The organism is Burkholderia sp. Bp8998 (assembly GCF_003854235.1).
Classification (GTDB): Bacteria; Pseudomonadota; Gammaproteobacteria; order Burkholderiales; family Burkholderiaceae; genus Burkholderia.
In genome coordinates this window covers 1-19,359 of the sequence record NZ_QTQF01000024.1, presented here as the reverse complement: position 1 = coordinate 19,359, position 19,359 = coordinate 1, and the positions used below count along the sequence as shown (strand labels likewise).

22 protein-coding genes and 3 pseudogenes are annotated in these 19,359 nt (G+C 63.8%); 16 read left to right on the top strand and 9 right to left on the bottom strand.

All coding sequences use genetic code 11. From position 1 onward, the window contains the following. Positions 1–2: 2 nt before the first annotated feature. The 3 genes and pseudogenes from DIE06_RS22900 to DIE06_RS22890 all read right to left on the bottom strand — a co-directional run. Positions 3–401 (bottom strand): DUF3467 domain-containing protein, encoded by a 399-nt coding sequence (locus DIE06_RS22900; RefSeq protein ID WP_124663295.1) that lies wholly within the window; start codon positions 399–401, stop codon positions 3–5. Between the two features lie 162 nt (positions 402–563). Then, positions 564–1,526: a sigma-54-dependent Fis family transcriptional regulator gene (locus DIE06_RS22895; protein ID WP_124663294.1), complete on the bottom strand. Its 963-nt coding sequence runs from the start codon at positions 1,524–1,526 to the stop codon at positions 564–566. Between the two features lie 371 nt (positions 1,527–1,897). Then, a pseudogene (locus tag DIE06_RS22890) lies at positions 1,898–2,149 on the bottom strand (LysR family transcriptional regulator); the annotation flags it as partial. A gap of 128 nt (positions 2,150–2,277) precedes the next feature. On the opposite strand from DIE06_RS22890, the gene DIE06_RS22885 reads away from it, so the two are divergent. Together DIE06_RS22885 and DIE06_RS22880 are read left to right on the top strand one after the other, a co-directional pair. Continuing rightward, a complete protein-coding gene (locus DIE06_RS22885; RefSeq protein WP_185733451.1) occupies positions 2,278–3,135 on the top strand; it encodes a MaoC family dehydratase N-terminal domain-containing protein in 858 nt (285 codons plus the stop codon). A gap of 11 nt (positions 3,136–3,146) precedes the next feature. Beyond that, positions 3,147–3,326, top strand: a pseudogene (locus tag DIE06_RS22880) (CoA transferase); the annotation flags it as partial. 27 nt (positions 3,327–3,353) lie between these two features. Here DIE06_RS22880 and DIE06_RS22875 read toward each other — a convergent pair. After that, positions 3,354–3,941, bottom strand: a complete 588-nt coding sequence (locus tag DIE06_RS22875) for a hypothetical protein (protein WP_124663292.1) — start codon at positions 3,939–3,941, stop codon at positions 3,354–3,356. Positions 3,942–4,715: 774 nt separating this feature from the next. On the opposite strand from DIE06_RS22875, the gene DIE06_RS22870 reads away from it, so the two are divergent. From DIE06_RS22870 to DIE06_RS22830, 10 genes are all read left to right on the top strand, one after another. After that, positions 4,716–5,225, top strand: coding sequence for a DUF1269 domain-containing protein (locus tag DIE06_RS22870; protein ID WP_124663380.1), 510 nt, complete (start codon positions 4,716–4,718; stop codon positions 5,223–5,225). Positions 5,226–5,635: 410 nt separating this feature from the next. Continuing rightward, a complete protein-coding gene (locus DIE06_RS22865) occupies positions 5,636–6,148 on the top strand; it encodes a hypothetical protein (protein ID WP_124663379.1) in 513 nt (170 codons plus the stop codon). Between the two features lie 312 nt (positions 6,149–6,460). Further along, complete coding sequence (locus DIE06_RS22860; protein ID WP_124663291.1) at positions 6,461–7,615, top strand: c-type cytochrome; 1,155 nt, start codon at positions 6,461–6,463, stop codon at positions 7,613–7,615. A 13-nt stretch (positions 7,616–7,628) separates the two neighbouring features. Further along, positions 7,629–9,389: a cytochrome c oxidase subunit I gene (ctaD, locus tag DIE06_RS22855; protein ID WP_124663290.1), complete on the top strand. Its 1,761-nt coding sequence runs from the start codon at positions 7,629–7,631 to the stop codon at positions 9,387–9,389. Beyond that, entirely contained in the window at positions 9,386–9,997 is a 612-nt protein-coding gene (locus DIE06_RS22850) for a cytochrome c oxidase subunit 3 (RefSeq protein WP_124663289.1), read from the top strand. Before ctaD ends, DIE06_RS22850 begins: the two co-directional genes overlap by 4 nt. After that, positions 9,994–10,701, top strand: a complete 708-nt coding sequence (locus DIE06_RS22845; protein ID WP_124612799.1) for a heme-copper oxidase subunit III family protein — start codon at positions 9,994–9,996, stop codon at positions 10,699–10,701. Before DIE06_RS22850 ends, DIE06_RS22845 begins: the two co-directional genes overlap by 4 nt. 8 nt (positions 10,702–10,709) lie before the next feature. Further along, positions 10,710–11,051, top strand: a complete 342-nt coding sequence (locus DIE06_RS22840) for a cytochrome C oxidase subunit IV family protein (protein ID WP_124612800.1) — start codon at positions 10,710–10,712, stop codon at positions 11,049–11,051. 238 nt (positions 11,052–11,289) lie between these two features. After that, positions 11,290–11,445: a hypothetical protein gene (locus DIE06_RS38390; protein WP_185733450.1), complete on the top strand. Its 156-nt coding sequence runs from the start codon at positions 11,290–11,292 to the stop codon at positions 11,443–11,445. A gap of 178 nt (positions 11,446–11,623) precedes the next feature. Then, positions 11,624–11,821 (top strand): hypothetical protein, encoded by a 198-nt coding sequence (locus DIE06_RS22835; protein ID WP_124663288.1) that lies wholly within the window; start codon positions 11,624–11,626, stop codon positions 11,819–11,821. A gap of 198 nt (positions 11,822–12,019) precedes the next feature. Continuing rightward, positions 12,020–12,346 (top strand): hypothetical protein, encoded by a 327-nt coding sequence (locus DIE06_RS22830; protein WP_124663287.1) that lies wholly within the window; start codon positions 12,020–12,022, stop codon positions 12,344–12,346. Between the two features lie 62 nt (positions 12,347–12,408). On the opposite strand, the gene DIE06_RS22825 is transcribed toward DIE06_RS22830, so the two are convergent. After that, positions 12,409–13,887, bottom strand: coding sequence for a sensor domain-containing diguanylate cyclase (locus tag DIE06_RS22825; protein WP_124663286.1), 1,479 nt, complete (start codon positions 13,885–13,887; stop codon positions 12,409–12,411). Positions 13,888–14,389: 502 nt separating this feature from the next. Continuing rightward, positions 14,390–14,872, bottom strand: coding sequence for a heme-binding protein (locus DIE06_RS22820; protein WP_260433741.1), 483 nt, complete (start codon positions 14,870–14,872; stop codon positions 14,390–14,392). Positions 14,873–14,968: 96 nt separating this feature from the next. Between DIE06_RS22820 and DIE06_RS22815 the strand changes: the two genes are divergently transcribed. Further along, positions 14,969–15,907 (top strand): LysR family transcriptional regulator, encoded by a 939-nt coding sequence (locus DIE06_RS22815; RefSeq protein WP_124663377.1) that lies wholly within the window; start codon positions 14,969–14,971, stop codon positions 15,905–15,907. 106 nt (positions 15,908–16,013) lie between these two features. Here DIE06_RS22815 and DIE06_RS22810 read toward each other — a convergent pair. Further along, positions 16,014–16,134 (bottom strand): annotated as a pseudogene (locus DIE06_RS22810) (IS5/IS1182 family transposase); the annotation flags it as partial. Further along, a complete protein-coding gene (locus tag DIE06_RS22805; RefSeq protein WP_124663285.1) occupies positions 16,122–16,754 on the bottom strand; it encodes a TetR/AcrR family transcriptional regulator in 633 nt (210 codons plus the stop codon). The gene DIE06_RS22805 and the pseudogene DIE06_RS22810, both read right to left, overlap by 13 nt. Positions 16,755–17,033: 279 nt before the next feature. On the opposite strand from DIE06_RS22805, the gene DIE06_RS22800 reads away from it, so the two are divergent. Continuing rightward, the gene (locus tag DIE06_RS22800; protein ID WP_124663284.1) at positions 17,034–17,927 is read left to right on the top strand and encodes an NAD(P)/FAD-dependent oxidoreductase; all 894 of its coding nucleotides are present in this window, start codon (positions 17,034–17,036) and stop codon (positions 17,925–17,927) included. Here DIE06_RS22800 and DIE06_RS39580 read toward each other — a convergent pair. Continuing rightward, the gene (locus tag DIE06_RS39580) at positions 17,822–18,223 is read right to left on the bottom strand and encodes a DUF736 domain-containing protein (protein WP_124663283.1); all 402 of its coding nucleotides are present in this window, start codon (positions 18,221–18,223) and stop codon (positions 17,822–17,824) included. The genes DIE06_RS22800 and DIE06_RS39580 overlap by 106 nt on opposite strands. On the opposite strand from DIE06_RS39580, the gene DIE06_RS22790 reads away from it, so the two are divergent. Then, on the top strand, positions 18,222–19,085 hold the full coding sequence (locus DIE06_RS22790) for a class I SAM-dependent methyltransferase (RefSeq protein ID WP_124663282.1): 864 nt from the start codon (positions 18,222–18,224) through the stop codon (positions 19,083–19,085). The two genes, DIE06_RS39580 and DIE06_RS22790, sit on opposite strands and share 2 nt — an antisense overlap. A 79-nt stretch (positions 19,086–19,164) precedes the next feature. Beyond that, positions 19,165–19,359: hypothetical protein (locus DIE06_RS38700; protein WP_221624063.1), on the top strand; the 195-nt coding region annotated here is incomplete at its 3' end.

The window sequence follows — 19,359 nt, the reverse complement described above, 5'->3', positions numbered from 1 at the left end:
CCTCAGCTCTGGTTTTGATCGGGCTCGTCGTGACGGCCGCCGAGCATCGGCTTGCTGCGCGCATCGATCGCGCGCCGTTCGAATTCCTGCGGGGGAAGCATCTCCAGATCCGGTTCCGGGTCGCCGATGTCGGGGATTTCGTGGTGCGTCGCCTCGAACTGGGCAATCGCACGCGCCAGCAGCTGCGCCAGCAGCTTGGCGTGAACCGGGCTGATCGCGACGCGGCTCATCAACTGGACGTTGCCGGACTGCGGCTCGACCTGCCCGGCATCGATCAGGAACTCGAACGCGTTGTGCCCGACCTCGAAATAGTTCGCATAACTGGCGAGCAGCGGCCGTGGCTGGCCGGCCGGCTGGGCCGGATCCGGCGAGGCGTCCGGGAGTGGCTCGATGACGTGCACGACGGCCTCCTTGCGTGGCGACGGGCGGTCTGTCCGTTCTGCTTCGCAAGGAGCGGGCCAATGCGTGTGCGCCGGCGCAAGCGCATGATTTGCCGTGGAATTTCCCGGCCGAGGCGGGATTCGCGAGCGCTGCCCGGCTGTACCATGTGACAGCCGGGGCTGTTACACCGGTGCAGTGTTGCCGGCGTCCAGGTTGTACTTGGCCAGCTTGCGGTACAGCGTCATGCGCGACCAGTTCATCTGGCGCGCCGCCTCCATCTTGTTCCAGTTGGTCTCGCGCAGTACCGAGACCAGCCGCTCGCGCTCCTGTTCGCCGGCGGAAAAGTCCTGCAGGAACAGGCGGCGAAACGCCGGCGGCAAGTCACCCAGCCCGAACGGGCGCCCTTCCGGCGCATCGATGAACAACGCCTCGATCAGGTTGCGCAGCTCGCGCACGTTGCCCGGCCACCGGTAGTGCCGCATGCACTCGAGCAACGCGGGATCGGGCCGCCCCACCCGCATCGCCCGCCGCTGGTTCTGTTCGGCGACGAAGTGATCGACGATCGACGCGATGTCCTCCGGCCGTTCCCGCAGCGGCGGTATCTCGATGCGCGCGACGTTCAGGCGATAAAACAGGTCGGCACGGAAACGGCGTTCGGCGACCAGGTCCTCCAGTCTTTCGTTGCTGGCGGCCACGATCCGGACATCGACCGGACGCCGGCGCAGCGAGCCGACCGGCATCACCGTGCGGTCTTCGAGCAGGCGCAGCAGCTTGGCCTGGACGGCGGGTGGCATCTCGCTGACTTCGTCGAGGAACAGCGTGCCGCCGTCGGCCTCGACGAAGCGGCCGGGAAACGCGTGCTGGGCGCTGGTGAAGGCGCCGCGCTCGTGGCCGAACATCTCGGATTCGAACAGGCTGTCGGGCACCGCGGCGCAGTTCACCGCGATGAACGGCTTGTCGGTCCGGGGGCTGAGGCGATGGACGGCGGTGGCGACCCGCTCCTTGCCGGTGCCGGTTTCGCCGGTCACGAGCACCGTCGTATCGGTCTGCGCGACCTTCGCCAGATAGCGGCGCAGGTCGGTCATCGCCGGGCTCGAGCCGTGCAGCCCGAGGGACGTCGCGCAAATGCCTCCGGTCGTGCTCATGCGCGCGCCGTTCGGCTAGCAAACCGTTGACGGATGATGCGCAGCCCCGATTTTCATCGCCACGTCCCCCGGTGGATGTTGACGCACAAGGCAACCATCCCTATGGCGATTGTCGGCACGCGTTTAATTAGTACTGTGATGCGTGTTGAATGGATGAGCCGCGTGTCACGGCGCCGGCCGATAATCAGTGTAGTGTCTAGATCGACGTTCGTACAACCTGCCGACCACCGACGCTTGCGCACGACCTGCCGGCTCGCCCGTGCGCGGGTGAGCCGATCGGCCGGGGCATGTGCAGACGCGGTAACGAATATGTCATTTCACACATGTTCATCAATCCGTCCGTCATCAAGGCACGGCGACCGGGCCCGCGCATCCCGCACTTCCTGACGCAGTTGCTCCATCTGCCGGAGTACGAGCCGCGCGTGGCGGTACAGCGCCTGCCCGGCCGCGGTCGGCTTCACGCCCTGCGGGCTGCGCACCAGCAGCGTGACGCCGATGTCGCCTTCGAGCTTCGCGATCTGCTGGCTCAGCGACGGCTGCGCGACGAACAGTTTCTCGGCCGCTTTCCCGATGCTCCCATATTCCACGATGCTGACGAAGTAACAGAGCTGACGCATGTCCATGGCGGCCCGGTCGACACGAAAGTCATAGGATGCCCCTATGACCGGCACACTCAAACGGCATTTCCGATGCGCGTGCGCTTCGCCTAAAGTCTCTTCATGCCCAGTCAGAGCAGCCGGCCTGCCCGGCAATGGAGGTAACAGTGGATGCTCCCCGGTCGCATGCCAGCGACGATGCCCAACCGGTCGCGACCGACCTGATCAGCGCCGAACGTGCGGTCGCCCTCGCGGCCACGCTCGATCATCCGATCGTTCCCGCGGCGGGCGACGTATTGCCGCCTGCCTGGCACTGGCTATATTTTTGGTCGATCGCGCAGCAGGCCGAGCTCGGCCCGGACGGCCATCCGCGCAAGGGCGGCTTCCTGCCGGACCTCGGGCTGCCGCGGCGCATGTGGGCCGGTGGCCGGCTGACGTTCGAACGCCCGCTGACGATCGGCGCGATCGCGACGCGCACGTCGCGCGTGCTGTCGATCGAACGCAAGGAAGGCCGCAGCGGCACGCTCGGCTTCGTCACCGTCGAGCACGTAATCGAATCCGCGGGCGAGGTCGCGATCCGCGAGGAACACGACATCGTCTATCGCGGCCCGGCCGCGCCCGGCGCCGCCGCGCCCCCGCCGAAGGCCGCGCCCGACCATGCGCAATGGCAGCGCGACGTCGCGCCCGACGAAGTCATGCTGTTCCGCTATTCCGCGCTCACCTTCAACGGCCATCGCATTCACTACGACCGCACCTACGTGCGCGACGTCGAAGGCTATCCGGACCTCGTCGTGCACGGCCCGCTGATCTCGACGCTGCTGCTCGACCTCGTGACGCGCTCGCTGCCCGGCGCGACGATCGGCGAATACGCGTACCGCGCGGTGCGGCCGACCTTCCTCGGCAACACCTTCAGCGTGTGCGGCCGCCTCGCCGACGACGGCAAGAGCATCGACCTCTGGGCCAGGGATCACGACGGCTGGCTGACCATGTCCGCGAGCGCGACCCTCGCATAGGGCCTGTTCCGACGCTTTCCGACACGCCTGCCGGCGAGATCCCTGCGCTGCTGCCGCCCGGTATCGCGCCGGGCGACGATCCGCGCATGGATCCGGTGCCGGCGCTCGGCCAGCATACCGATGCCGTGCTGCGCGAACTCGGTTACGCCGACGAACAGATTCACACGCTGCACGCGTCCGGCGCCGTCTGACCGGGCCTTTCCGCCGGGTGTCGGCGCTCAATAGGCCGCGACCTTTTCGGCATCCCGCCGCTCAATGGGCTTCCTGGATTTCGCCAGTGCCGTGACAAACAACATGGTTGCGATTCCGCCGGCAATCAGTGCCGGGTAAGCTGCCAGGATCTGGAACAAGGAATACTTCCAGCTCAACGGACGCCCGACGCCCAGCATTGCCGCATAGAACCACGAGACTGCGGAGACGACGCCCACGAAAATGGCAACCATGCGCCGTTCAAAGGAAAGCTTCAGCAGGGACCCCGCCTTCTGCAATGCCGGAAGAACCGCGGAGTGCAACGCGATACCGTTGAAGGTCAGCAACGCGACGATGCCGATCTTGGCCTGCAGCTTGGGGTTATGGAGATACGTGAGACCCTGGGTCCGCATATCGAAGGCAATGATCGCGATGCCGGTGACCCAAAGCACCGTCAGCGCCAACGTGACGGTGTGCTGCAGACTGGGCAGGTTGACCTGGGCAAGATCGGCAGGCGCGTCGGAATCCAGAAGCCGCTTGATCATGGCAATGTCACTGGTCAGCACGAGACCGATCGCGACACAGCAGGCGATGAGATGAACAAAGACGATTCCCATTCGTACGAATTCCACTTTCCGTTTCCTTTTCGCGCATTGCGCAAATTTAAGTTGTAAAGGTCGAAAATCGGGTTGAGTCTCCCCAATGCATTAGTAGTCCGATGCAAATAATTAATTCGACCGCGAATCCCGCTGTCAAGTCGGTTCCAGTCCGGCATGACAGGCACAACTCGGCGAGCCGATCACGGCGCGCCGGATCCTATCGGGCTGCATGTAGTCGAATCGATACCCGTTGCGAGTTCGACCGCTTGATCAAGTCCGCACGGTCTGCGGGCTTGCAGAGTCGGATGGGTGGCCATCCAGGTGTCCGGCACGTCGTTGACATGCAGAATGAAACATCGCCCAACCGCCGGACGCCGCCGGACGACCCGCAAAATTTACGGCATGTGGCCTCGACGAATCAACCCGACTTGTTACGAAATGCAAAGACGGTTACGGGTGATAAATCGGATCGGCGCAGGGTCGGACCCGGACGTCATTCCCATGATCAGGAGTGCGGCGTAATGTCGCCATTTAGATCTGGCATCGCCCGACGCCCTACTTCCTTTTACATTTCCACGAAAAATGCTGAAGGGGTCGCAGGCAACAATGCACGTTGCGAAATTTTCATATGTGGAATAGGTCATTTTCACCTGATCAAATTGGCATCCAGCATCGAATTTTCAGACGGAATGATCCACGTATGCGAACCCGGCGGGCGAATCAAGTTGCCGTCAAACCTGCCGACGCTGACATAGAATGAAAAGAGCGCTGATGGCAAAAAGGGGTGCCAACATGAGACGCCTTTATTTCCTCGTACCCGATACGCAGATGGCGAAGGCGATCGTCGATGACTTGCTGCGCGCGCGCATCATCTGGCGCCACATCCACGTCCTCGCCGATCACAGTGTCACGCTCGATGAGTTACCCGAAGCGTCTCTACTGCAAAGCAGCGATGTCGTGCACGCGCTCGAGCGCGGCGTCGCACTCGGCGGTGCGACGGGCGCGCTCATCGGCCTCGTCGCGCTGGTCTTCCCTCCTGCCGAGCTCGTGATCGCGGGCGGCGCCGTCGTCGCCCTGACGTTGGCGGGAGCGGGCTTCGGCGCGTGGACGGCCGGGATGATCGGCATCGCCGAGCCCAACGCGCGACTCGAGCGATTTCGGGAAGCGATCAAGGAAGGCCAGATTCTGATCATGGCCGACGTGCCGGCATTGCGAGAGCAGGAAATCGAGCAGATGGTCGCCCAGCATTTTCCGAAGGCGGATCTGGAAGGCGGCGAGCCTACGACACCGGTTTTCCCCTGACAAACGAAAACAGGCATGCACGGCACCCGAGGCCGTCCCCGCGTCGAATGTGCGGCCTCAGGCCAGTGTGAAATCGGCAATCGTCCACGCTGAAGAATTGTCGGGGTACTTACGGTAACCCGGCACGAGGGCTGTTCCGTGACAGCCCCAACCCGTTTGGCGTTGCACCCAATCAGACGCCCACGATCGCGCGTCATCACAATCCGCGTTCCATGTCGCGCCGGCTCCCGCCGGCACGCCGATCCTGAACGTCGAGCAGAACGTCGTGTTGCCATGCAAGGCGCAGGGTTTTTGCACCTTGCGTTGGCACTCATATCTGCCATTCTGAATCGAACAAGGGACGTATTTTCGACGCGCGTGACGCGTGCTGAACCCCAGTGCCGGAGCTGAACCGTCAGCAAGGAGGTCGTATGGAACTGCACATTCAATCACACCATTGGGTGCGGCGCACACCGGACTGGCTCGCCGCAGCCGTCGCCGGCCTTGCGGGTGGCGCGCTGGTGATCGTGCTCGAATTCTTCTGGTCGACCATGGTGCTCGATGAAAGCCCGTGGCAGCCGACCCACAAGATCGCGGCGATGGTGATGGGCCACGGTGCGCTCGAACAGATGTCGGTCTTCAGCTTCGGCATCGTGGGAACGGCGCTGCTGTTGCACTACGTGCTCGGCGCGATCATGGGGATGATGCTCGCCGCGATCATGGCCCCGTTCCGCTTCGATTCCAGCGTCGGCATGGAGGCTGTCGTCGGGCTGGCTTTCGGGATCGTCGCGTACGTGTGGAACTTCTACGTGATGACCGCCGTGTTCCCATGGTTCATCTCGGAGCGGGGTTCCGGACCCTTGTTGGCCAACCTGCTGTTCGGCGTGGTCACCGCCGTCGTCTACGGCATGCTCGAACGGCGCAAGCAGAAAGCGATGCAGTGACATGCGGTTGCTTCCCGCCGCGCGAAACGACCGCCCCGACACCCCATGCCGGAGGCGACCGTTTTGCTTGTCATCGCGGCAGGGGGTGCCGACATGCGTGCGATGCGTGCAGGGGGGCGTGCTTCCTCCTTGCGCTGCCTTGCACGATGCAGAGGAGCGAACTACCTTTTCTTTTGAAGCCGCCGACGACACTTGGTGAATCGGTCTTGGCAGACTGCCGATAAAAAGTGATACGAAATGCGGCATGGCGGCACGACGATGCCCGGAGCGCCGGTTGGCGGCCCCGGCGAGTGACGCGCGGCGAGGCGGCCCATGGTGCTTGCGATTGCCCTGATCCTGATCATCGTGTTGGCGGTGGGGTTTCACTTTGCCAGTCCCTGGTGGATCACGCCGATCGCGTCGAACTGGGTGCGCATGGACGACATGCTGACGATCACGCTCGTCATCACCGGCGCGTTCTTCATCGCAATCAACCTGTTCATCGCGATCGCGCTGATGCGCTACCGCCACCGCGGCGGCCATCGCGCGGCCTACGAGCCGCACAACAGGCGGCTGGAATGGTGGCTGATCGGCCTGACCGCCGTCGGCGTGGCGGCGTTGCTGGCACCCGGTCTCTTCGTCTACGCGGACTACATCCGGCCGCCGCACAACGTGCTGCGGATGGAGGTGCTCGGCCGGCAATGGCAATGGCGCTTCCGCTTCGCCGGCCCCGGCGGCAAGCTGGGCACGACGGACGTGCGCTACATCAGCAACGACAACCCCTTCGGCCTGAACCCCGCGGACCCCAACGGCCGCGACAACTACCTGATCGAGACGCCCGAGGTGCACCTGCCGCTGAACCAGCCGGTCCAGGTCCTGACACGGTCGCTCGACGTGCTGCACGACTTCTATGTCCCGCCGTTCCGTGCACGCATGAACATGGTGCCCGGCATGGTGACGAGCTTCTGGTTCACGCCGACCAAGGCGGGGCGTTACGACATCCTGTGCGCGCAGCTTTGCGGAATCGGGCATGCCGGCATGCGCGGCGTGGTGGTGGTGGAAGACGAGGCATCGTTCTCGCGCTGGCTGGCGCAGCAGCCCACCTTCGCGCAGCGGCAGCAGGCCAGCGTGCAGGCCGCGGCGGCCGCGCCGGGCGGCAGCGCCCAGGCGCTTGCCGACCAGGGCAAGGCGCTCGCGGCGGCCAAGGGCTGCTTCGCATGCCATACCGTGGACGGCAGCCCGCGCGTGGGCCCCACCTGGAAGGGCCTGTACGGCAAGACCGAAACGATGGCCGACGGCAGCACCGCGAAGGTGGACGAAGCCTATCTGCGCGCCTTCATCCGCAATCCGACGGCCCGCGTCGTGAAGGGCTATTCACCCATCATGCCGCATTTCGACCTGAGCGAGCAGGAGCTGACCGCGCTGGTGACCTACATCGAATCGCAAGGCGGACCGGCCACCAGCAGCGCGGCCAACCGCCAGCCCTAGCGGAGCAGACGCAATGCCCTACGCGCACCTCGACCACGCCCCGAAAAGCTTCTGGACCCGCTATGTCTGGAGCCAGGACCACAAGGTCATCGCCGTGCAGTATTCGCTGACGGCCATCGCCATCGGCCTGGTCGGCCTCGTCCTGTCGGACCTGATGCGGTTGCAGCTCGGCTTTCCCGGCAAGTTCAGCTTCATCGACGCCAACCACTACTACCAGTTCGTCACCATGCACGGGATGATCATGGTGATCTACCTGCTGACCGCGCTGTTCCTGGGCGGCTTCGGCAACTACCTGATCCCGCTGATGCTGGGCGCGCGCGACATGGTGTTCCCGTTTCTCAACATGCTGAGCTACTGGGTCTACCTGCTGGCCGTGCTGGTGCTGGTGGCGAGTTTCTTCGTGCCGGGCGGACCGACCGGCGCGGGCTGGACGCTGTATCCGCCCCAGGCCATCCTGCCAGGCACGCCGGGCGTGGAATGGGGCATCGTGCTGATGCTCGTGTCGCTGGCGATCTTCATCGTCGCGGCAACCATGGGCGGGCTGAACTACGTCACCACCACGCTGCAGGCGCGCACGCGCGGCATGACGCTCATGCGCATGCCGCTCACGGTGTGGGGCATCTTCATCGCGACCATCATGGCGCTGCTGGCGTTTCCGGCGCTGTTCGTGTCGGCGGTGATGATGCTGCTCGACCGGACACTCGGCACCAGTTTCTTCATCCCCGCCGTGGTGTCGATGGGGCAGCCGCTCAAGCATGTCGGCGGCAGCCCGCTGCTGTTCCAGCACCTGTTCTGGTTCTTCGGGCATCCGGAGGTCTACATCGTCGCGCTGCCGGCCTTCGGCATCGCGTCGGACCTCATCAGCACCCATGCGCGCAAGAGCATCTTCGGCTACCGGATGATGGTGTGGGCCATCGTCATCATCGGCGCCCTGAGCTTCGTGGTCTGGGCGCACCACATGTTCATCGCCGGCATGGATCCGTACTTCGGCTTCTTCTTCGCCACCACCACGCTCATCATCGCCATCCCGACCGCCCTCAAGGTCTACAACTGGGTGCTGACGCTGTGGCGCGGCGATATCCACCTCACCGTGCCGATGCTGTTCGCCATCGGCTTCATCAGCACCTTCGTCCTGGGCGGACTGACCGGGCTCTATCTCGGCAACGTGAGCGTGGACATTCCGCTGTCGAACACGTACTTCGTGGTGGCGCACTTCCATATGGTGATGGCCGTGTCGCCGATCCTCGTGGTGTTCGGCGGCCTCTACCACTGGTATCCGAAGGTGACGGGCCGCATGCTCGACGACCGGCTCGGGCGCGCGCACTTCTGGGCCACCTTCCTCGGCACGTATGCGATCTACTTCCCGATGCACTATCTCGGCATCCTCGGCATGCCGCGGCGGTATTACGCGTATGAGGGCTACAGCTTCATTCCGCACTCGGCGCAGACGCTCAACACGTTCATCACCGTCGTCGCGCTGATCGTGGCGGTCGCGCAGTTGCTGTTCCTCTACAACCTGGCGTGGAGCCTCGTGCGCGGCAAACGTGCCGACGGCAACCCGTGGCGAGCCACCACGCTGGAATGGCAGACGCCGCAAACGCCGCCGGTGCACGGCAACTGGGGGGCCACGCAGCCCGTCGTCTACCGTTGGGCGTACGAATACAGCCCGCCGGGACAGGTGGAAGACTTCGTCCCGCAGAATCAGCCGCCCGCCACGGAGACTACCCCTGAACCGGCCCACCCGACGCTTCAACCCGGCGAGGTACGCAAATGACCACCCTGCCGCGCCCGTTCGTTCCGGACACGCCGCCTGTCTTGCCGAATGCGAGCCGCGTCGGCCTGATCGTCTTCATGGCCGTGGCAACGGCATTGTTTTCATTGCTGCTGCTCGCTTACGGCATGCGCATGCGCGAGGCCGACTGGCAGCCGATTCCGCATCCGGCGCTGCTGTGGTGGAACACGGGCGCACTGGCGCTGGCAAGCCTGGCCATGCAGCGTGCCCGGCAACTGAGCGCGCGCCGCTTGGCGTGGCTGGTGTCCGGCGGTGTGCTGGCCGCCGTGTTCGTGATCGGGCAACTGATCGCCTGGCGCATGCTGTCGGCGGACGGGCAGACCGTCACCGTCAACCCTTCCAACAGCTTCCTCTACCTGCTCACCGGCCTGCACGGATTGCACGTGCTGGGCGGGCTGGCGGCCTGGGCCGTGACGATCGCGCAGCGCCGGCGTGTGGATCCGTTCCGGGCCCAGCGTGCGATCGCGCTCTGCGCCCTCTACTGGCATTTCCTGCTGGCGGTCTGGCTCGTGCTGCTCGCGGCGATGTGGTGGCTCACCCCCGGGATCGTCGCCGCCATCTGCGGGCCGCTGTATGGAGCCACGCCATGACCTCGCCCACGCTCCCGCCCGAATCCGCTGCCCCCCCGTCCGCCGACGCCGGGCCTGACGGCTGGCGCGGCATCGTCACGGACTGGTCCGCCGACCGCGAAGCCTTCAAGGTGCCGTGGGGCAAGGCGATGATGTGGATCTTCCTGCTGTCGGACACCTTCGTGTTCAGCAGCTTCCTGATCGGCTACATGACGGTGCGCATGTCGACCACGGCGCCGTGGCCCGACACCGCCAAGGTGTTCGGGCTCACCGTGGGCGGCGTGGAGGTGCCGTTGCTGCTGATCGCCATCATGACGTTCACCCTGATCAGCAGCAGTGGCACCATGGCGATGGCCGTCAACTTCGGCTACCGGCGCAACACCAAGCCCGCCGCCGCGCTGTTGCTGGCGACCGCGCTGCTGGGCGCGACCTTCGTGTCGCTGCAGGCCTTCGAATGGAGCAACCTGATCTTCCGTGAAGGCATACGCCCATGGGGCAACCCGATCGGTGCGGCCCAGTTCGGCGCATGCTTCTTCCTGATCACCGGATTCCACGGCTTTCACGTGACCTGCGGCGTGATCTACCTGCTGCTGGTCGCACGCAAGATCCTGCAGCCGGGGTTCGCCGAGCACGGCAACTTCCAGATCGTCGAGATCGCCGGCCTGTACTGGCACTTCGTCGATCTGGTGTGGGTGTTCATCTTCGCGCTGTTCTATTTGTGGTGAGGCAGGCCATGGACCATACCGATCCCGCCGATCGACCCGACGCCGCGCACGGCCAGCAGCATCCCATCGGCATCTACCTGAAAATCTGGGGCCTGCTGTTCGTCCTGAGCACGCTGTCGTACCTGGTGGACTATTTCAACGTGCAGGGGCTGTTGCGCTGGGTGCTGATCGTCGTGCTCATGATCGCCAAGGCCGGGCTGATCGTGTCGATCTTCATGCACATGATGTGGGAGCGGCTGGCACTGGTGTACGCGATCCTGATACCGCCGCTGTGCCTGCTGGTGCTCATGGTGCTGATGGCGGCCGAAGCGCATCATACGTTCGGGATGCGGGAACTCTTCTTTCACTGATCTGTTTGCCTGTTCGTTCTTCAGGCGATTGGCGCTTCGCATGACGTACGATCCGGCGCGAATCGAAGTTCGCCTGGAGATGCTCGAAAGCAGTCTTCGACCGCACCCTATATCGCTCCGTCCCCCAGACCCGGTGCATGCCGGGGCGGCATGCTTGACATATGTACGCAGGAATAGCGAACCCCTGACCCAAGGCGACTAAAATGCAGTCATGGTTGCGTTCCTCGAGGAGGCTGCCATGACTCAGTCAATGATTGGTTGGATAGTGGGTTTTATTGCGGTTGCAGTAGTCGCGATCTCGCTGGCGCGCCGTTACCGGAGCGAACATCCGGGCGTCGGGATGATTCAGTGGCTGGATTCCCATCACATGGGGTGGATGCATCGCAAGCATTGAGATCTGCGCATGGTCGGAAACAGCAGCGCCTTGCCAAAATTTGCCGCAGGCGAATCTCGCAGGGACGGGCGGGCTTGCGCGGTCGACTGCGGCAAGTCTCACCCCGGGTCTGTGCGAGGGAAGCATTGTGGATGACGAAGTGTGCACGACGCTCACGCATGTGGCACGCCTTCGAGTGATGAAGACGATGTCCGGGCGCTATCGCGGAATCGTTCACCTGCACCGCATCGGGGACGAGCCAGGCACCTACGAGAAACACAATACGGAAAGGGATTTCGCAACGGACATCGAGGCGCGTCACGCCGCTCGGGCACTCGCGCGCACATTGTTTGAAGCGCAGACGCCGGACCACGAAAAGGCGTCGGGAATCGATTGAATCTGCGTTGGCGGCTGAATCATCACGCATCGCCGATCGGCATCGCACGGCCGTCAACCCGTGGCGCGGCAGTCGCACAATGCGGCCCGTCGCCTGTCGGGACCCGACGTTTGATCCGACGCATAAAGTGCACCGATCACGGTTCTCGTGTTCGCAATGGCGAGTACACTGAAAACTCGGTAGAAGCAGGAGAATGTGATGATTGACCCTGGCCCCCAAAGCACTTTCCGAGGGCTGCCGCTTACCGTGGAGCAGGACGCGGAAGTGAGGCACTACATCAAGGACCGAACTCGGCGTGGGCTACCATGGGACACGGCGGAGTTGAGCGCGATGCTCAACGACATGCTGCATCCCCCGAGTGATGGTGATGCTGACGGTGACGACGTCACCTCCCCGCCAGACGAAACGAGAGCCGCCGCCGAGCGTGCAACCGCGTCGATCGACGAAGCGATGGACCCCATCGAGGCCAATGAGGAATGGAATGCGGCCATGGAGTCGGAAGGGATGAAAGGACCCCGACGATAACCTGCCGCCGCCAGCCTGCTCGCAGCAGGCTTTGGCGTTCCTGGCGCTGCCAGATCGCTCCGTCAAGCTGCTACCTGAGAAGCAGCGACCTTGTTCCTGCCGGTTGTCTTCGCAAAGTACAGCGCCTCGTCGGCCTCCCTGATCACCGCACTGGGATCGCCGTCTTGATCGGGCGTCCAGGTAGCCAGACCAATACTGGCTGTGACTCGCCCATATTCGCTGCCGGCGTGCTCAAGTGCCAGATCGTCGATTGCCGCACGAATCCGTTCTGCAATCTGCGCGGCTCCGGTTTGCGGCGTGTCCGGGAGCAGCACGACGAACTCCTCCCCACCGTAGCGAGCCGCAGTATCGACCGGGCGTCGGATGTTCTCGCCGATGCAACGGGCGACCGCAGCCAGCGCGTCATCCCCTGCCTGGTGGCCGTAAGTATCGTTGTAAGCCTTGAAGCGGTCGACGTCGACGAACAGCAGCGAGAAGACGGAATGCGCCCGCCTGGCGCGACGCCACTCCCGATCCAGCACCTCCCCAAAACTGCGGCGATTGTTCAGGCCAGTGAGCCCGTCGGTGCGTGCCAGCAGTACCAGTTCGGACTCGGCCCGCATCCGGCGGCGCAGTTGCCCGCTGAGCATGACGGACACCGTGATGAACGCGACGCCGAACGTCGCCACCAGTGCGCCGATCGTCACGGCGCGGTGCCGCCACGCCGCATAAATGTCCTGCTCGCCTTCTGCGACCATGATAATCAGCGGCAGCTTCGGCAGGTGCTTGAAATAGTAGAGACGACGTACCCCGTCGATTGAAGCCGTTTCCGAGAATACGCCCTCCGGCGCACTCTGAAATCGTCGAAAGGTCGCAGCCTTACTGATATCGCGACCGATGACGCTGACGTTGTAAGGTTGACGCATCACCATGATGCCATCCTTGCCGATCAGCGACATCGAACCGTGCGGCCCCAGCGACAGGCCCGCAAACAGGTGGTGGAAGTACTCGAGGTTGAGCCCGATCAGTGCGATGCCGGCGAACGACCCGTCCGGGTTCGAAATGCGCCGCGACAGCGCAATGCTCGGCGTGCCGCTGCGCAAGCGCGACGCGAACGGATCGCTGACATAGAGTCCAACATCGGGATTGTCGCGATGCACGGTGAAGTATTTGCGATCGGCGAAATTGCCCGTGCGGGGTACGTCGTTGGCCGAATCCAGAATGATGTTGCCGTCCGCGTCCAGCACCAGCATCGAGCCGATAAACTGCGCCGTCATCGCTTGGTCAAATAGCACGGCGCGCCGCAAGCTTGGCTGAGCGGCCATTACATCGGGGCGCTGAAGGCCGTGGATCACGGCTTGCAACGATAGGTCGTACAGCTCGAAGTTCCGTTCGATGTCGCGCTCGGCTATCAGGCCGAGATTGCGCGAAGTTTCGCTGGCGCGGTCGAGTGCGTCGTAGCGGCTCTGGAATAGCTGCAGTATGCACAGGCCCATCAATGCGCAGGCGATCACAATGCCGACCACCACGATGACGAAGGGGGCCGCAGTCCGACGATTCATGGTCTCCTCACCGAATAATGAGCTGCGCCCAAGGCCGTGTGTGTTTTCCGCATACTAAATCGGACAGGTGCATTTGAAAACTCGGTGCGATTCCGACCAGAACTCGAACAGCAAAAAGCAACTTTGTGTCCGACCGATGACAACGATCAGTGCCGGACGGTCGTACTGCCCTCTACCCCGCCGACATACCTGCAAACATCACTCCAATGATGCAGCAGTACCTGCTCGTTATCTGACGAGGCACTGCGTTTGAACCTACGCCAGGGCCGACGCTTGCGCTTTCGGGGATCGGTCGTCATCTACCGGGATCGAATGGACACCGCCCTCCCGCCGGACCCTGCGTCCCCGAACTCGACCCGAAGCCGCCGTTCGAGCCGCCAGCGCTGCAACGGCAGTTATCGGAGAGATCCGGCCGTCCGGGCCGGTCCCCTCACGAGCAACGGTTTCGCCTTTGTGGAACGTTTGTCGATTGACCACAAGGCGATCGCTCGACGGCCCAGGCTTACTGGTTGAACCCTGCGTTACGCAGCGCTTCCTCGGCGGCCTCGTGGTCTTGAGCCGATGTTCCGCCGGAAACACCGATGCCCCCGACCAGACGCCCTTCGTGAAAGATCGGTACGCCACCGCCGACCGGCATCAGCCGCGGATGGTGCGCCAGCGGGGCAACGGCAGGTTCGGCCATGTACTGATTCCATTGGTGCGTGGCCATGCCGAACGACGCGGCGGTCCATGCCTTGTCGATGGCGACGTCAACCGTCAGGAACGGGGCGGCATCCGCGCGCTCGAAAGCGCGCAGGTGACCGCCTGCATCGGTAATCGCGATGGTCGCGGCGAATCCTCGCGCGGCGCACGCGTGGCGCGCTTCGGCGATCAGTGCTTGTGCGGCTTCCAGGCTGATCGTGGTCGTGTTGATGATGGGCGATGTCATGTTGATCCTCGTTGTCTGAAGGGTTCGGTAATTGGCGACGACGGCCTTGCCGGTCATGTTGCCGCCTCGACCAGCGATTGAGGCCATGTTATCTTTCGTCGATATGCGGATAAATGCCCGCCGAGCCCAAACACTTTCGTCATTTCAATGAAAATGATTCGACTCGATGACGTCCAGATCTTTGTGCACACGGTGGATTACGGCAGCTTCTCGGAGGCGGCGCGCCAGCTGAATATCGCGCCGGCACACGCGAGTGCATCCGTGCAGCGGCTCGAGAAGGCGCTGGACACGCGCCTGTTCACGCGGTCGACGCGAAGCATGCAATTGTCGGAGGCGGGAGAGCGTTACCTGCCGCATGCGCGGGTCATGATGGGTGCGCTGGAGCAAGGCCAGCAGGCCCTGGCAAACAGCCGGGGGGCGCTGTCCGGCCCGCTGCGGCTGTCCGCTCCGTCTGACTTCGGTCGAAACCTGCTGTTGCCCTGGCTGGATGATTTTCAGCACCGGCACCCTGGCTTGTCGCTGCACCTGAAAATGAGCGACCGTGCGGCCGACCTGATCCGCCAGCCGCTGGATGCAGTCGTGCGCTACGGAGCGCTGCCGGATTCGTCGCTTCTGGCCATGAAGTTGGTCGACAACAACCGGCGTGCATTGTGTGCCGCGCCGTCGTACCTCGAACGGCATGGTGCGCCGGCCAAAGTCGACGACCTGCGGCGGCACAACTGCCTTCGGTACGTCTGGAGCGAGCAGATACATGAGCGCTGGCGCTTTACTCCGCCCGGCGGCGACCGCACCGTGGCGGTCACGGGCAATCGCATCAGCGACGATGCCGATGCGGTTCGTCGCTGGGCGATAGCCGGGGAAGGTCTTATCTATAAGTCGCGGCTGGACCTCATCGATGATCTGAAGGCTGGGCGGCTGATGGAGTTATTTCCGCCGGAATATTGTGAGCCTGCACCGTTGCACTTGATTTGTGCGCACCGCGCGCAACTCACGCCGACGATCAACGAGTTGCATGCCTTTCTACGGGAGCGCTGCGCTGCATTGCTTTCCAGCCATCCCCCAGGTGGCGCTCAGGCTGTACTCGCGACTTGAATGGCCGCAGCCAGGATGCAACGGATGCCTGAACATTCGAACCCCATTGATCACGAAGGGCGACTGTTGGCCGAACTCCGCCTTCGCGCACCGGCGGCTTTTGCGCTCATGCAGCGGCCTCGCGCATCAGTCGTTCGCGCGTCATCCACAGATTGCTCAGAGCGAACAGCGTGTGCAACTCTGCGGGCTCTCATCAAGCCGCGATAGCGCACCTTTAGATGCCACCGTGCGCGGCGATGAACATGGCGACGGCCGACCGGCAATAGGATTCGATTTCGTTGTCGTCCTCTGCTCTCGCCTCATCGAAGCGTGCGATAAGCAGGAGATCCGATCCTTTGAAAAGCGCGGCGAACAAGCGGGCGGACCGGGGAGCATCGGGTATGTTCAGAATTGCTTTCGCGTGCAGCTGGCGCAACACGGCCTCGATCTGGGCGATGACATGGGCGGGCCCGGCTTCGTAATGGAGCTTGCTTAACGCCTTTTGATTCGTCTTGTCGGCCAAAACCATGGCTTCGACACTGCGGACGTCCGGGCTCAACAGCGTGCGAAGCAGGGATGATCCCACCGCCATGAGCTGATCTTCGGCCGAACCGTCGACGCCTTCACAAAGGGCCTGCGGTGCAAACTCATCACAGCGGGCCACCATGGCCGCGCTGAACAGCGCCTCCTTGTTCTGGAAGTGCCGATAGATGCTTAGCTTGGATATCTTCGCCCGCTGCGCGACCTTGTCCATGGTCGTCGCTTGAAACCCCAATTCAACAAAGAGTTCGCAGGCGGCGTCGACAATCGTTTGGCGAAGCGCCTCGTTGGCGGGCCGACCGCGCCGGCCCTGGCTGTTTTCGGTCACGGCAATTCCAGTACTTGACAGTATTCAAATTCTCGCATTACGATACCACGCGGTATCTTAAATGTGCAAGCCAACGGTAGCTTTCGACCGGTTGCCCAGATCAGGTTTCCCCGGGTCGCCCGGCGATATCGAATGCGGCATTGTCCGGCCGTCAACGCAGTGATGGGCGACTTGCTCGCCAATGCCGAAGTCCTGCCCGTTGACTGCATCAAGCGCGTATCGCTGGCCGATATTGCACACCACGCCCAGCCCCCCAATCACAACACGGAGCCCATCACCATGGATGACGTCATCATCATCGGCGGCAGCTTTGCCGGCCTCGCCGCCGCCCTGCAGCTCGGGCGTGCCCGCCGCAAGGTCACGGTTCTCGATACCGGCCGGCCGCGCAACCGCTTTGCGGGCCACTCGCATGGCTTGCTCGGCCACGATCATAAGCCGCCGCTGGACATCCTGGTCGAGGCGCGGCAGCAGTTGACGCGCTATCCAACGATCAGGCTGGTCAATGCCCGGGCCGAGAGCGTGTCTGGCGCCATCGGCGATTTCTGCGTCGTCACTGACGATAACGAAAGCCTGAGGGCGCACCGCCTGATCCTGAGCTATGGCGTCGCCGACCAGATGCCGGATATTCCTGGCTTTGCCGAAAGCTGGGGCACGTCCATCGTGCCCTGCCCCTATTGCGACGGCTTTGAAGTCGCCGGCCAGCATTGGGGCCTCGTCTGGTCCGGCCCGCAGTCGCACCAGTCTGTCAGGCTGTTCCGCGACTGGACGGACAAGCTGACTGTCTTCGCCGATGGTCATGACATTGCGCCCGATATCCAGGCCGATCTGGCGCGCCGCAACCTACCTGTCGTCGATGGCCGGATCGTCGAGATCGCCCATCACAACGGCCATATCGCCACCGTCAATCTCGATACCGGCCGCAATGTCGCGGTCGACATCCTGTTCGCCCATCCGCGCAACAGGCCGTCCGCAAGCCTGCATGAATCGCTGGGCCTCGCCACGGTCGATACGCCCACCGGCGTCGTCCTCGAGGTCGACGAACGCCGCCAAACCAGCATGCCCGGCGTCTACGCCGCCGGCGACCTCGCCACGCCCTTCTTGCCCTCGGTCACCCAGGCATCATCGCAGGGCGCGATGGCGGGTATCTTCGCCCAGCAGTCGATGCTGGCTTGAGAGCACGGACTCCCTTCTCCCGTTGCGTCGTCGTTGTCGAAAAGGTCGGCGTAGATCGGCGCGGTGAAGGACGGATCGTCGAGTTTGACGGAATGGCAGGAGCGGTTGTCCTTCGAGGTCCGGCGCCAGGCGGCACCGGTCTCGACCCTTGAGACGATCACACGCAGGTCTTGCGCCTTATCGCAGGTGGAGGCAGGTTTGTTCGAGACGATACGCACCTTGGCGTCGGTTCGGCTCCCCCTTGCCTCGAACAAGGGGTAGCTGGTTAAGAACGAATCAGAGCAAGGAGATGACATGACAGAGCAAAATGCCTATCAGGTGGCCGACTGGAATGGTCAAAGCGGAGAGCGCTGGGTCGCCAACCAGGCCCGGCTCGACGCAATGGTGTCGGTGTTCGGCCAGGCCGCGATAGAAGCCACCGCACCCATGACGGGCGAGCGCGTGCTGGACGTCGGCTGCGGCGCAGGCGCGTCGAGTCTGGCTCTGGCCGCCTGCGTCGGCGCGGGGGGCCAGGTGCTCGGCGTGGACATATCCGAACCGCTGATCAGCCGGGCGCGCGCGCTTGCGCCACCGGATACGCCGGTCCTGTTCCAGGTGGCCGACGCCAGCGGCGCAGAGCTGCCCGAGGGCGCGTTCGACATCCTGTTCTCGCGTTTCGGGGTGATGTTCTTCGACGATCCGACAGCGGCGTTCGCCCATATGCGACGCGCGCTGCGGCCGGGCGGACGGGTCGCTTTCGTCTGCTGGCGCAGCGCGGCCGAGAACGATTGGGTGCGCCTGCCAATGGGCGCGCTCAAGGGCATCCTCGCGCCGAGCGCGCCGCCCGATCCCGAAGCGCCCGGCCCATTTTCGTTCGGCGACCGGGGGCGGGTGTCGCGCATCCTGACGGCAGCCGGCTTCGCCGACATCGCTATCGCGCCCTTCGATGCTTCCGTCCCGTTCGGCGAGGGCGGGACGCGGGACGCTGCGATCGACGACGCGGTGAAGATGACGCTCGAGGTCGGCCCACTATCGCGCGCGCTCGCTGATCAGCCCGACGACATCCGCGCCCGCGCGTCGGCCGCGGTTCGCGCCGCCTTCGCGGGCCTCCCCGGCGAGCGGTCGGTGATGATCGACGGCGCGGCGTGGATCGTCATGGCACGCAATCCGGCACGCTGACAAGGATTAACAGGGGAGACGCCCCCGCTCGGTAGAGCTGGGCGTCGTTGGCCGCTCAGATTGATGTCCCTTCTGGCCGATGAACGAGCGCTCGCCTTGTGACAATCAGATGGCCGGTTGCGAGGCAGAGCCGACGCCTGAGCGGCCTGCCGGCGGCGAATGTGACCGGCAGTTTGTGGCCGAATACTGCCCAATTTGCCGTCAATTCATGAAGCAGTCGATCGAAGAACCTCCCCCGAAGAGGGCACCGATCGCGGTCGAGTTCCGCGCTCGC